The following is a 13,081-nucleotide window of genomic DNA, read 5'->3' as shown; positions in this document are numbered from 1 at the left end:
ACTTTATACTATACAGCCTTCCGTCATGGCCCGTATTCATCGCCTGCAGCATGTCGAGCGCTTCGGCTCCCCGCACCTCTCCCACAATGATGCGGTTTGGCCGCATCCGCAGCGAGGCCCGGATCAGATCGCGAATCGAAATTTCGCCTTTGCCTTCCGTATTGGCATTCCGCGTCTCCAGCGACACGAGATTGGGCACGGTGGAAATCCGCAGCTCGGCGGAATCCTCGATCGTCACGATCCGTTCGTCCGAAGGAATGTACGCCGACAACGCGTTCAGGAACGTCGTCTTGCCCGTCCCCGTGCCTCCGCTGACGAAAATATTGTATTTGGCGGCAATCAGCTGCCGGAGCAGCGCGGCCGCTTCCCCGGTCAGCGAACCGAACCGGACCAAATCGTCCATCGTAAGCGGCTTGCCGGGAAACTTGCGGATTGTGACGGCCGGACCGCGAAGCGCGACGGGCGGCAGGACGACATGGACGCGCGACCCGTCCTTCAACCTTGCGTCGACGATCGGCGACGATTCGTTGACGACGCGATTGACACCGGACACGATCGCCTGTATCAGATCCTCCAGCCGTTCCGCGCTTTCGAAGCCGAACGGCAGCAAGCTCATCCGGCCCGCCTTTTCGATAAAAATTTCGCCGTGGTGATTGATCATAATTTCCGTCACCGCCGGGTCCTCCATCAGCGGCTGCAAGATGTCGAGCCCCCGGAACGAATGATAAAGCCGCTTTACAAGCGCAACCTTCTCGGGCGCGGTCAGCGGGTGGCGGCCGGACCATTCGAATACCGCCCGTTCGACCGTCTCGAGCAGAAGCTCATCCGATACCGTACCGTTCAGGTCGATCCGCGATCTGACCGTCTCGCGCAGTTCCGCCACGATCGGCTTCTGCGGCATAGCCGCTCCCCCCTTCCCCGCGCAGTCCGCTCATCTCCAGCAGCCGGACGACAGCCGCCTGGTAAGCGGGGGCGGGCGGCAGCGAGCCGATGCCGCCGAATCCGTCCGGCCCGCTGCCCGCGCGCCAGAGCGGGATCTCCGGGAGCCAGCCGCAGCTTCCGGCCCGCCATCCGTCGATCCCGGGCCGCTTGTCCGGACTATCCGATGTCCCGATTCCGACGCATACGATCTTCCGCTCCGACCGGCCGAACGAATCCGGCCATCTGCGCTTCCAATACTGCGACGCAAGCGCAAACTTGCGGCGCGCGGCGGCCTGGTCGGGAACGAGCCACCAGATGCGGTCGCACCGTTCCAGCACGGCGCGGTTCAGCTCGTCCAGACCGCTGTCGAGATCGGCGACGACGAGATCGTACTCTTTCGATGCGGAGACGCAATCGATCAGCTTCACGGCATCGTCGGCCGTCATCGAGAGCCGCTCCTCCGGATACGGACACGGCGGCAAATAGTCGATCAGCAGCCGGGTGTCCCGCTCCCGCGCTTCGGCCAGCCTGGCTGCCGCGGAAGCGGGGCTGCTCTTGATCGTATACAGCAGACGGGAGAAGGCGTCTTCCCCGTCCTCCGGTCTCGGCGCAGCAGACGAACGCCGCCTGCCGATCCACTCGCCGGAAGCGTTCCACAATTCCAGATTCAGATAGAACACCCGCTTGCCCGTTGCGGCCGCTTGTCTCGCGGCATGAAGCGCCAAAACCGTCTTGCCGGCGCCTCCCGAAGCGGAACAAATCCCGATGACGGCCGCTCCGCCCGCCGTTCCGGCAGGCAAGTCCGCCCCCCAAATTGCGGCATACGCCGACGAAATCGCCTGCATCAGCTGCGGAAGCGGCTGATACTGCTCGATCTCCCTCAGCCGCGGACATTCCCCTTTGCGCTTCACGAGCACGGCGGCCGGAAGATTCGGAGACGGCTCCTCCTCCCGCAGAAAGGACGGCTGCACGACAAGCAGATCGATCGGGTAGCCTCCCTGCAAAACGTGCGCAGCGTATCGTCGCCGGTAAACGCCGTCAGCTGCCACTGCCTGCCGAACGGGGAATCGCGCAAATAATCGCTTAAACGGCGGATATATTCCGGCTCCCGGACCGCAACGATCAGTTGACGTTTCATCGTGTTCCCCCTTCCGCCAACGACAAAAAAGCACCGCGAACTGCGCAGACAAGCTGCGTCATTCACGGTGCTTCCGTCGTTTTATTATGAAGTTGTCCTTACTGTATCACAGGATGAAGCTGGAAGTCAACGGGATATTTGCTTCAACCGCCAATAAAATGCAGGTGCTGCAGCAACCGCATCAGCACAGCCGTTCCTTCCGCCCGCGTCGCGGTTCCTTGCGGCGCGAAGCGGCCGTTCGGCTTGCCTTCCATAAGCCCGGCCTCCACGACGGCCGCCGCAGCGTCGCGCGACCAGGACGAAAGCGCATCGCGGTCGGCAAAACGCTGCAGCACCGCTGCCGTTGAGCCGCCGGACGGCGAAGCGTTGGCGTACGCCAGCGCCCGGACGAGCATGACGCTCATCTGCTCGCGCGTCAGCCTGTCGTTCGGCCGGAAGTTCCCGCTCGCGTCGCCTTCGACCAGCCCCGCTTGCACGGCGGCGCCCGCAGCTTCGGCGTACCAGTCGCCGGGCTGCACGTCGCGGAAGGCCGCGTCCGCCGCTTGCCCCGGCAATCCGAGCGCCCGGACGAGCAAAGCCGCGAATTGCGCGCGCGTCAGCGGTTCGTCCGGGGCGAACCGGGATTCGCCCACTCCTTCCACGATCAGTCTCGAAGCGAGTGCGGATGCGGCTTCTTCCACCCAATGGCCACGCAAATCGGCAAACGACTTGTTAAAAGCGGCAACCGTATAGATTCCGCCGCCGGACAGCAGCATCCTCACCGCGCTTCCGTCACCGTCCGTCCCGAAGGTCGACGGCACGAACGCCAGTCCGCCGTCCGCACCGTACGAGACGGCCGTCGCGGCGGCCGGATCGACCGTTTCGGTCAGCGGCTGCACCAATACCGCGTAATGACCGTTGAAGCGCGGAATCGCTTCTTCTTTTTTCCGGTCAGAAGCTTGAGCCCGACGTCTACTGCCGCGCCGGCCGCCGTTCCGCCATCTGCAGCGATCCGCTCTGCGATATCTTCGGCCAGCCATCCTTTCACGCTGGCGATCGACCATTGCAGCGCATCGGCCTGTTCGTTTGCCGCCAGCGCATCTTTAAGGGCGGCTACCGGCAATTCGTAGCGGCCGAGCGGCGTCTTCAGGACGATTATGCCTTCCGGAATATCGGCAATCGCCTGCCGGAGTCCGCTTGCCGGCAAATTCGCCTTGATCGTCAGCGCGTCGCTGTCAATCTCGTATTCCAGTTTTTGCTCGGACGGATCAAGCTGCGCCAGACGGTCGATCTCCTTCATCATATAATCGGCATCGATGTCGGCAATCGCCGCATAGCGGCCGTCTGCTCCCGTTTCGTGACGAATCGTCATATCATCCGGCAGAATCGGAATCGTCGGGATATAGCCGCCACCTCCGCCTTCTCCGCCGTCATCACCGCCGCCATCATCGCCGCCGCCATCATCGCCGCCGCCATCATCGCCGCCGCCAGATTCGGTGCGGATGACGGTGATCGTCTTGCTGTTCGTCTTGAACTGGTCGACGCGGACCTCGATCGTGATGGCGTTGCTTCCCAGCTCGAGCGGCACGGCTGCTGTAAATTGCCCGTTGTCCGCCACTTCGGCCGGCTGGCCGTTGACCGTCACCGCCGCTTCGCCCGGTCCGAGCACCTCAACCTGGCCTTTCAGCGTCAGTTCGCTCGCGGCCGTCTGCTTGCCGTCGTAGTCGAGGAAGCCTCTCAGCGCCGCGGACCGCACCTGATCGCCGATCTCATACGATTGCGCGACAAGCTGCCGGAGCGTCCGCGTACCCGAAGTATCCAGCGTCGAAATGACGAATCCGCCAAGCGGTATCGGGCTGTTGTTCTCTTCCGGATTCCCCCAGCTCCAATCGATCGCCTGCCGGCGGTTCGCGACCCGGGTTACCGCCCCCGTCGCGTCGACGACGACCTCGACGCCGAAGCGGTTCGTTCCCGTCGTCGGGCCGAACGCGTCGGTCATGACGTTGATGTTGTCGACCACCAGGTTGACGTTGTAGTAGTTGCCTTCCAGAAAATCGTCCGGTCTGTCCGGCAGGCTCATGCCGAGCTGGTAATCCTTCACATACTCCTCGTCCCGCAGCGCGGCCGCGGCAACGGCCCAGTTGATCTGGCTCGCGTCGAACAGCATCAGGCCGTTCGTCGTGCGCAAGCCCGACTGGAACACTTCCCGCTGCAGCTCCGGCGCCTGAATGTTCGTCAGCGCAATGCCGGCGTAAAGCGGAATTTCCCCGTTCGTCACGATATTGCCGAGCGTAATATATTTTTCCACTTCCGGACCGGTCCGCTGATAAGCGCCGATCATCAGAAAATCGAGATGCTCAATATACCCGGTTTCATAATAAGACGGCGTATAAACCGTTTCGCTGCCCAGTCCCAGCCGGGGATCGTAGCGGAAATTCGGACTTGCCCAGTTGACGCCGTTCAAATAATACGTCTCGTACCAGGAGCCGACGTAGGACGACACCTGAATCGTCTTTCCCTTCTGCTGCTCGTACCGGTCGACCAGCGCCTTCACTTCGCCGAAGAAGCTCTTGATCGTGGCGGAACGAAATTCCCACCAGTCCTGAATGAGCGGCCCATCCACCCGCGTCCCGTTCTCGTATCTGAAAATGTCGGTCGGCCAGTTCGTGAGCTGCTTTCCTCTTGCCTGCAGGAACGCTTCGAACTTCGCCCGCGTCTCGTCGCTGAAATCGGCCGTTTCGTTGTCGTAGCGGCCGCGGTCGTGAATGACGCCGTCCACGTCGTAATTTTTAATGACTTCCTCGAACGTCTTGAGCTCGTAATCCCGCACTTCGTCGTTCGCCGGATTGACGAAAGCGACCAGCCCCATCCTGGCGCTTTCCCGAAGGCGCTTGATCTCGCCGTTGTTCTCCGGCATATAGACGCGCTCCTCCCAGTCCGGGTGTTGATCAAGCACGGCGAATTCGTTGCTCGCGATCGATCCTTCGGCGAAGACGTTGATCGCCGCGTGCACCTTCAGGCCGAGCGCATGGCCGTGCGTAAGGAATTCCTCCAGCAAATCCAGGTCCGGATTGGAGCCGGCCTTCTCCGGCGCCTTGATCTCGCTGACGTACGGACGCCCGGTCAGGTCGTTCTTCTTGTAGGAGGCGAATCCTTCCACGCCCTTGACGTCAAAGGCGATGTCGGTGATGCCGGTTTCCTTGGCTCGCACCAGAAAATCGTACACCTGCTGGCTCGTTTGAAATTTGCGCGCGTTGGATGCCTGGTCGACCCACAGGATGACGTCTTTGTCCGGCGCAAAATCGGGGCGGCTGAATACGACCAGCGAGGTCCGGTCCTGCTCGTCGCCGTTTCTGGTCACCACCACGTCGATATAGTTGGTGCCCGGAGAGAGCGGCTGTACATGGGAAAACGTGCCGTCGGCCGCAACGGCCGCCGCCGCGCCGTTTACCGTCACCTCGATTTCCGCCATGTTTTCAACATTCGTCACCGAACCGGTAACGTTCGTCGCGCTATCGGTTACCGTATACATCGGGCGGTTGTCGACCGTAAGCCGCGCCTTCGGTCCGGTGCCGCTCATCAAATCCCGGACGGACACGACTTCGCCGTTTTTGCGCAGCTTGATGATATCGCCGGGCTTGAAATGGACGGCCAAATATTTTTTAATGCCGACATTGTTGTAGCTGTTATCCTGGCCGAACAGCACGTAGCCGCCTTCGGGAATGTCCAGCTCCGTCGGCCCTGTCCATACCGGCGGATTGCCGTTCACGGACGGATTGACGACGCGCAGCACCCGGCTATCGGCATCCACCTGGACGGCGACATTAAACTGCGGAACCGTAATGGAAGCGCCGAAGTCCCGCGTGAACAGCGCCAATATATTATCGATGCCGGAGACGTCCTGGTCGATGATGTTGATTTGCTTGCGCGGACCGTTCACGCCGATCGTAATGTCGATCGGAGCCGCCTCGACTTCGATATAATCGCCCGGTACGGCGGAATTGTCGTACGTCACCGTCAGCGACGCCGAGGCGACCGCGGTCTCTCCGTCCCATAGACGGACCGTAACCGTATTTTCTCCGGGCTGCAGAAAGACGCTGGAGACGAAGCTGCCGTCCGCCGCGATAACCGCGTCTTCCTCGTTCACGGTCAGCCGCATGCCGGTCGAAGCGTTCGCCACGTTCCCCCTCACGTCGAACACCGGGGAGACGACGGTTGTCCCCGAGGGGGTCTCCAGCGTAATGCCCGGACCTTTCGGCAAAAAGTCGCCGGCCGTCACCGGAACCCCTCCTCTCGTCAATGTGATCGTGTCGCCTTCGCGAAAGCCGAGAAACAACGGTTTGGCGCGGGTCGAGCTTGTCCAATCCGGATCATGCGCCAGCACGACATAACCGCCGGCGGGAATGTCTGCGATCTCATCGGGATCCCAGGCTGTCGGCGGATCGGCATCCGGTCCGTTCACTTTCAGCACCTTGCCGGACGCATCGACCCGGATCGCCACATCCCCCTCCTTGACCAGCACCCGGTCGGGCTCCGGCGTATTCGTCACATTCGCCCCGCTCGTGAACAGGGCGATATACCCGTCCGGCGGCGGGTCGGCGAGCTTGTCGTTGATATAGTCGAGCCTGAGCTTCACGCTTTCGTCTTGCGACACGACGTAGACGCTGTCGGTGACGTCCGGCGGCGCCAGGACCCCGCCTTCCTCCGTAGCCGCCGCGGCCGGCCAGGCCGGCGCGAGCAGTGACAGCACCAGCACGAACACGAGCAAAGACGACCATTTCGGCAACGCCGCTCTGTTCCATCCGTACATAATATAAGACCACCTTTCCGAAAACTCCATTTTCGAATATGGAGGGGAAAAGCAGCTGCCGCTTGCAGTTGCCGCTTTTCCCCCCGGTCCTCACTTGGTCGATTGGTACCATTCGTTCGCCTGGGCGACCGAATCCGCTCCTCCTTCCGCTCTCCACGTTTCGAGAAATTTGTCGTAATTGTCCAGCGACTCCGCGCCGGAAATGATCGCCAGCATATGGTCGTTCAGCATTTGGCCGAGCTTCAGCTTGTTCTTGGAAATCGCGTCCAGCGGCGGCGCGAACGACATCGGGTTGACGACCGTGATGCCTTCCGCGTTTTTCTGAAACTCTTCATAGTAAGATTGCAAAATCGGATCTTTGCGCACGCGCGCCTGCCAATAGATCGGGTAGTTCGTTTCGTCCACGCCCGTCAAGAAGTTGCTGCCGTTGTTCAGATCGTCGTTGAACTTCGGCAATATTGGGTAATACTTGCCGTCCTTCACCTCGTGGTGAACCCCTTCCTTGCCGATCGCCATCTCCTTGAACGTCTCCGGTTCGAGCTTCGCGTTCAGCAGCTTCATGGCGTCTTCCTTGTGCTTCGACACTTTCGGGATGGCGATAAACCAGGTCGTGCCGGCATTCGCTCCGATTTGCGCCACTCCGTCCTTGTTTTTCAGGAACGGGATGACGGCTGCTTTGGCTTCGGGGAAGTTTTTGTTCAGCGCCGATATCGTATTGCCCGCATTCCACCACGCCAGTTTGTACATCGCCGCCTTGCCGCCGGAAAACTTTTCGATCGCTTTCGCCGCCGTGTTGATCGGCAGCTCCGGATCGATCAATCCTTCCTCGTACAGTTTGCGCATATAAGCGAGAAATTCTCGCAATTCCGGCATTTCCGCCATATGCACGAGCTTGCCGTCCACTTCGTTCCATTCGTTCACGACGCCGAACGCCGCCGCGATGTCGCCCATGATCGTATCTTTGCTGCCGGTGAGCGGAATGACGTTCTTCTTTTCTTTGAACGTCTTCAGCACCTCGTACAGCTCGTCGGTATTCGTCGGCGTCTTGAGGCCGAGCTCATCCATCCAGTCCTGCCGGACGACCAGCTCCTCGCCGATCGCGATGCCCGACCCGGTTTCGGGAATGGCGTACCGCGTGCCGTCGATCGTCGCGCTTTCCCACGATTCCGGCTTGATCGCGTTGTTGATGTGATTGCCGTGCGCCGCCAGCAGCTCGTCGATCGGCTCGAGCGCGCCCGATGTCGCCAGCTTGTAAAATTGCGCCGCGTTCAGCTTCATAATATCGAACTCTTCCTTGTTGGCGACAAGCAAGTTCAGCTTCTCGTCGGCGTTTTCCGCCGGCAGCATTTCGTAGTTGACCTTGTAGCCGGTCGCTTCGGTAATGAATTTGGCCGTATACTCCGTGGCGGGATCGAACATGCCGTACTGCATCAGCATCCGCAGCTCCGGCTTTTCACCCCCGGTCTCTTCCGTCTGGCCCCCCTGCTCGTTCGAAGGCGTTTCCGTGCCCCCTGTCGCGGGAGGCTGCTCTTCGCTTCCTCCTCCCCCTCCTCCGCCGCAGGCGGAAAGCGCAAGGGCGAAGACAATCATCAGCGCCAGCCATGAATATTTTCGTTTCATGCTCTCAAGACCTCCTGTCCATCGAATCTCGAAACTCGCAAACCTTCGCACCCCGTGCCGCTCTGTTCATCCATCACCGCCTTTCAGGGGATTTGGCTGCCGCCTTACCCTTTCACCGAGCCGATCAGCACGCCTTTGACGAAATATTTTTGCAGAAACGGATAGACGAGCAGAATCGGCACCGTCGCCAGCAAAATCGATGCGGCCTGAATCGATTGAGGCGTCGTGTTCAGCGCCGCGTCGACGTTATCCTTCAAAAATTCGCCTCCGGATGCGACGAGCAGTTCCTTCAAGTAAAGCTGCAGCGGCTTGAGCGACGGATTGGTGATATAAATCATCGGGGCGAAGTAATCGTTCCAGAACGCGACGGCGAAAAACAGCGCGATCGTGGCCAGCACCGGCAGCGACAGCGGCAGCACGACGTAAAGCAAAATGCGGATGTTGCCCGCGCCGTCGAGCTTGGCCGACTCCTCCAGACTGTCGGGGAGCCCTTCGAAATAGTTTTTGATGATGAGCATGTTGAAAACGTTCACCATCGCCGGCAGAAACAGGACAGGCAGCGAGTTGACGAGACCCAAATTGTGCATCAGCAAATAAGTCGGGATAAGCCCGCCGCTGAACAGCATCGTGAAAATGAACAGAAGCAGGAACCATTTTCGCCCCCTGAGCCTCGGCTTGGACAGCGGATAGGCGGTAATCGTCGTCATCGCCAGACTGAGCGCGGTGCCGACGACGGTGACGAGCACGGACACCTGGAACGCGTTGAGGAACATCGCGTTTTGCAGCACATACCGATAAGTGCCCGTCTGCCAGCCGACCGGCCACAAGCCGACGGTGCCGGATATAACGGCCGACTCGCTGCTCAGCGACTTGGCCAGCAGGTTGACGAACGGAAGCAGCGTCGTAATGCCCGCCAGGATAAAAAACAGATGGTTGAACGCGTTGAACAGCTTTTCCGGGACCGAGCTGCGGATCGCATTGGACGGTTTCGACATCTGTACAAGCCCCCTCTTACCAAATGCCGCGCTGCAAATATTTGCGGCTGAGCGCATTGCCCGAAAGAATAAGCGCGAACGAAATGACCGCCTCGAACAGCCCGACGGCCGTCGTAAAGCTGTAGTCCTGATTGCCGAGACCCATCCGGTACACGTACGAGCCGATGACGTCGGACACGTTGTAGACGGTCGGGTTGTACATGACCAGAATCTGCTCGGTGCCCGCCTCCAGCAGGTTGCCGAGCCGGAGGATGAGCATCAGCACGATGATTGGAGCGATGCCCGGCAGCGTAATATGCCATACCTGCTTGAGCCGTCCCGCGCCGTCGATCTTCGCCGCTTCGTACAGCTGCGGGTCGATGGTGGAGAAGGCGGCCAAATAGACGATTGTCGACCAGCCGGTTTCTTTCCATCCGGCCGAAGTGACCAGCACGCTGCGGAAGACGCTCGAATCGAGGAAAAAGGCGACCGGCTCCATGCCGAAGGCGACCAGCGCTTTATTGACGAGCCCGCCGTTCGTGGACAGCAGGTCGATGAACAGGCCGCTGACGATGACCCAGGACAGAAAATGCGGCAAGTAAATGATCGTTTGGACGGAACGTTTGAAGATGACGTTTTTCAGCTCGTTGAGCAGAAGCGCCACGATAATCGGCAACGGAAACAAGAACACCAGCTTCAGCAGGCTGATTATAACGGTGTTGCGGAAAACCCGGACAAAATCCGCCGAATGGAACAGCTTCTCGAAATGCTTCCACCCGACCCAGGGGCTTCCGGCGTAGCCGTCGAAAATGTTGAAGTCCTTGAAGGCGATGATAATGCCGTACATCGGCGTATATTTGAAGAGCAGAATAAACAGAATGCCGGGAACGAGCAGCAGGTACAAATCCCACTCCTTGAACACGTCGGACCGCAATTTGCGGAAATAGCCGGCGGGGCGGCGGGGCGGAGCGGTTTGCGCGGCGAGCGTTGTCGATCGTTTCATCGTATCCCCCTTCCAAGTTGACTTACTCTGATGGAAAAGGCGTCTGGTGACGCCAGGCCGAGAACGGGCGCCGGTCGATGCCGTTGCGGTATATAAGGAATTGTAAGACGGAGGGGAGGATGGGAGTAGACGACGATCATGACGAAAAGTGGTAATTTGATGAGCAAATGTTTTCTCGCGAGCCGGAAGTATGCCTTAGGCGGACTCTTGTTGTCGATTTCGGGCGGTATGATTTGACATTTAAGTATTATTTGTATTACTATAAGTAATACTTAAATAACGGGAGGGAACGATATGTTGATAACGTTGCAACCGGATAGCGATACCCCGCTTTACGAGCAATTGCGCAATCAGATCGTCATCGGAATTGCGACGGGTGAACTGGCGCCTCAGGAAAAGCTGCCCACCGTCCGCCAGTTGGCCGAAGAGCTCGGCATCAACATGATGACGGTCAACAAGGCTTATTCGCTCTTAAAGCAGGAAGGCTATATTGCAATCGACCGGCGTCATGGGGCGAAAGTGAACGCGCCGGGGCGCGGGAGGCCGGATTCGATCCAGCGGCTGGAGGATCGGCTCGAGCTGATGATCGCGGAGGCGGTCGTCCAAGGCATGGACTCCTCCCGTTTTCAAGAGCTGTGCGCGCGGATCTTCGCCAAAATGAGCTATCGCCATCCTTAAAGAGGGGGAAATGATTTGTTAACCGTCATTTTATCGATTACGGCAATAATCAACTTTGCCGCCATCATCGCGACCTACAAGCCGCAGGCCAAATACAGAAACGGCATGCTGTTCGCCGTCGCCTTGCCCGCCCATGCCGTGGATCACCCCGGCATCCGCGACATTCAGGCCGGTTTTGTCCGGAGAATGAACCGGACGATTCTCGTAACGCTCGCCGCTTCCGTTCCGTTTGCGGTTCTTCATTTTTGGCCTGTTTATCAGATCATTTATTTTTTGGTCTGGCTTCCGGTATTTTCGGTCGCCCTGGTCGTTCCGTTCCGGCGGGCGTTTCGCGAAACGTTGGCCCTGAAGCGCGAGCACGAATGGTTTGTCGGTTCGAATCGGATAATCGCGGGCGATCTCCGCGTAGCGCACCTGAAAACAAGCGCGCGGCATCGTTGTGGCTGTTTGCGATTCCGTTTGCGATGTCCGGGGCTTTGGTGCTGTGGGCCGGTTCCATGGATTTTCCGTTTTACGGGGCCGCATTTGGCGGGCTGGCTCTGACCGCGCTGCTGTTCGTGGTTGCCTTGTTGATGAGACGGACGAAGGGGACCGTATTCAGCGCGAACTCCGAGACCAATCTCGTCCTGAATCAGGCAAGGCGAAGGGCGGTGTCCTATTTGCTGCTGACGGTTGCCATGCTCGAAAATGCGCATTTCCTGTTCCTTTACCTGCTGCTGGCCAACGACAACGAGGCCATGAACGGCGTATGGCTTGCCGTCGTTTTGCTGTTCCCGGCCATTCCGGTCGGGCTGGTCATTTACGTTTACCGGAGAATCCGGATACAAGAGCGGGAAATTATCGAGAATGACGGCAAGGCGATCCGCACCGACGACGACGAATATTGGGCCAACGGCTTCACTTACCATAACCCTATGGACAAAAGCGTTTTCGTACCGAAGCGAGTCGGCATCGGGGAGACGGTGAATACCGGAACGCTAACCGGAAAGCTGATCGTTTGGGGTTCTGTCGCCCTTTTGGCGGTCGTGATTGCGGGGGTCTCGTTCATGCTTATCCGCTCCGAACTGACTTCGCCTCTACTGACCGTCGAGTCCGGCCGACAAATCCAAATTCGCTATCCGATGTATTCCTACAGCTTCGATATCGGCGAGATCAGGGAAATAACGCTTGTGGAAAGCGTCCCTTCCGGTTTCAAAATGAACGGCGAATCGACGAACCGGTATGCCCGCGGCCATTTTCGGCTGCGGGAGCTCGGGAAGGCGAGATTGTATATTTTCAAAAACAATCCTCCCTATATCCGGATGAAACTGGACGACGGCTATATTTTTACAATGAGGAGGATCCCGCGGCGACGAGGCGGCTTTTCGTCCAGCTCGAGAGGTTGACGGACTAGAAAAAACGGATGGCGGACGCAACGTGTTCGGGTTCGGGTTAGCGGGCAGGCAGAAATTGCGATGTGGGAGCCCGGGTCAACATACCCGGACAGTAATGGTGCGCCTATGGCGCACAGATTGAAAGCAACAGCGGCGCGGTACGCGCGGCGCATTTCCGCTGCTGCGGCGGCGTCAAGCGTCCGCTGCTGCGGCGGCGTCGAGCGTCCGCTGCTGCGGCGACGGCACGCGCGGCGCGTTTCCGCTGCTGCGGCGACGTCGAGCGTCCGCTGCTGCGGCGACGGCACGCGCGGCGCGTTTCCGCTGCAGCGGAAAGGAAAGCTTCGCAAGTCGGGTTGCAAACCGCCTTGACAGGCTCCGGATCTGCCGGAGCCCCCTTGCCGATCGAACGACGAAGCTGAGAATTCCTGCAAAAGTGCATCTTTTTCATGCTATTTTTACCTAAAACGTCCAAATTCCTGCAATTATACAGGATTTTGGACATCCAAAAGCTAAATAGGTGAAAAATTCTAAAAATTACTGCACTTTTACAGGAATTTATGTTCTTTGCGTTCTTTTGAGCCAAAA

The 13,081-nt window shown here is 59.1% G+C and carries 12 protein-coding genes; 3 read left to right on the top strand and 9 right to left on the bottom strand.

Translation table 11 applies throughout. The features are described 5' to 3' along the window. The 8 genes from PACILC2_RS13120 to PACILC2_RS13090 form a co-directional block, all read right to left on the bottom strand. On the bottom strand, positions 1-901 hold a 901-nt coding region (locus PACILC2_RS13120; RefSeq protein ID WP_213529100.1), incomplete at its 3' end, for a TadA family conjugal transfer-associated ATPase. After that, positions 822-1,925, bottom strand: coding sequence for a CpaE/TadZ family protein (locus tag PACILC2_RS13115; protein ID WP_213529099.1), 1,104 nt, complete (start codon positions 1,923-1,925; stop codon positions 822-824). The genes PACILC2_RS13120 and PACILC2_RS13115, both read right to left, overlap by 80 nt. Then, entirely contained in the window at positions 1,829-2,059 is a 231-nt protein-coding gene (locus PACILC2_RS13110; RefSeq protein ID WP_213529098.1) for a hypothetical protein, read from the bottom strand. The genes PACILC2_RS13115 and PACILC2_RS13110 overlap by 97 nt, the downstream gene beginning before the upstream one ends. Positions 2,060-2,202: 143 nt before the next feature. Beyond that, complete coding sequence (locus tag PACILC2_RS26910) at positions 2,203-2,937, bottom strand: S-layer homology domain-containing protein (RefSeq protein ID WP_244863484.1); 735 nt, start codon at positions 2,935-2,937, stop codon at positions 2,203-2,205. Then, a complete protein-coding gene (locus PACILC2_RS13105) occupies positions 2,925-6,848 on the bottom strand; it encodes a family 10 glycosylhydrolase (protein ID WP_244863483.1) in 3,924 nt (1,307 codons plus the stop codon). The genes PACILC2_RS26910 and PACILC2_RS13105 overlap by 13 nt, the downstream gene beginning before the upstream one ends. Before the next feature lie 90 nt (positions 6,849-6,938). Then, positions 6,939-8,468 carry an extracellular solute-binding protein gene (locus PACILC2_RS13100; RefSeq protein WP_213529097.1) on the bottom strand — a complete coding sequence of 510 codons (1,530 nt, stop codon included), beginning with the start codon at positions 8,466-8,468 and terminating at the stop codon, positions 6,939-6,941. Between the two features lie 104 nt (positions 8,469-8,572). Then, positions 8,573-9,463, bottom strand: coding sequence for a carbohydrate ABC transporter permease (locus tag PACILC2_RS13095; protein WP_213529096.1), 891 nt, complete (start codon positions 9,461-9,463; stop codon positions 8,573-8,575). A 16-nt stretch (positions 9,464-9,479) separates the two neighbouring features. Next, entirely contained in the window at positions 9,480-10,445 is a 966-nt protein-coding gene (locus PACILC2_RS13090; protein WP_062495164.1) for an ABC transporter permease, read from the bottom strand. A gap of 294 nt (positions 10,446-10,739) precedes the next feature. Between PACILC2_RS13090 and PACILC2_RS13085 the strand changes: the two genes are divergently transcribed. Continuing rightward, a complete protein-coding gene (locus PACILC2_RS13085) occupies positions 10,740-11,123 on the top strand; it encodes a GntR family transcriptional regulator (protein ID WP_062495166.1) in 384 nt (127 codons plus the stop codon). 30 nt (positions 11,124-11,153) lie between these two features. Here PACILC2_RS13085 and PACILC2_RS26905 read toward each other — a convergent pair whose 3' ends face one another. After that, positions 11,154-11,537, bottom strand: coding sequence for a hypothetical protein (locus PACILC2_RS26905; RefSeq protein ID WP_244863482.1), 384 nt, complete (start codon positions 11,535-11,537; stop codon positions 11,154-11,156). 23 nt (positions 11,538-11,560) lie between these two features. On the opposite strand from PACILC2_RS26905, the gene PACILC2_RS13080 reads away from it, so the two are divergent. Together PACILC2_RS13080 and PACILC2_RS13075 are read left to right on the top strand one after the other, a co-directional pair. Further along, a complete protein-coding gene (locus PACILC2_RS13080; RefSeq protein ID WP_244863481.1) occupies positions 11,561-12,508 on the top strand; it encodes a DUF5808 domain-containing protein in 948 nt (315 codons plus the stop codon). Positions 12,509-12,634: 126 nt separating this feature from the next. Further along, a complete protein-coding gene (locus PACILC2_RS13075; RefSeq protein WP_213529095.1) occupies positions 12,635-12,865 on the top strand; it encodes a hypothetical protein in 231 nt (76 codons plus the stop codon). The last annotated feature ends 216 nt before the right edge of the window (positions 12,866-13,081 follow it).

This window comes from Paenibacillus cisolokensis (genome assembly GCF_018403665.1).
Classification (GTDB): domain Bacteria; phylum Bacillota; class Bacilli; order Paenibacillales; family Paenibacillaceae; genus Paenibacillus_AH; species Paenibacillus_AH cisolokensis.
This window is presented reverse-complemented; position numbering and strand designations above follow the sequence as displayed.

What these genes read in the sequence shown, in the direction of transcription:
- PACILC2_RS13110 (WP_213529098.1), bottom strand. Translation starts at nt 2,059, where the DNA reads ATGAAACGTCAACTGATCGTTGCGGTCCGGGAGCCGGAATATATCCGC.
- PACILC2_RS13105 (WP_244863483.1), bottom strand. Translation starts at nt 6,848, where the DNA reads ATGTACGGATGGAACAGAGCGGCGTTGCCGAAATGGTCGTCTTTGCTC.
- PACILC2_RS13100 (WP_213529097.1), bottom strand. Translation starts at nt 8,468, where the DNA reads ATGAAACGAAAATATTCATGGCTGGCGCTGATGATTGTCTTCGCCCTT.
- PACILC2_RS13095 (WP_213529096.1), bottom strand. Translation starts at nt 9,463, where the DNA reads ATGTCGAAACCGTCCAATGCGATCCGCAGCTCGGTCCCGGAAAAGCTG.
- PACILC2_RS13090 (WP_062495164.1), bottom strand. Translation starts at nt 10,445, where the DNA reads ATGAAACGATCGACAACGCTCGCCGCGCAAACCGCTCCGCCCCGCCGC.
- PACILC2_RS13085 (WP_062495166.1), top strand. Translation starts at nt 10,740, where the DNA reads ATGTTGATAACGTTGCAACCGGATAGCGATACCCCGCTTTACGAGCAA.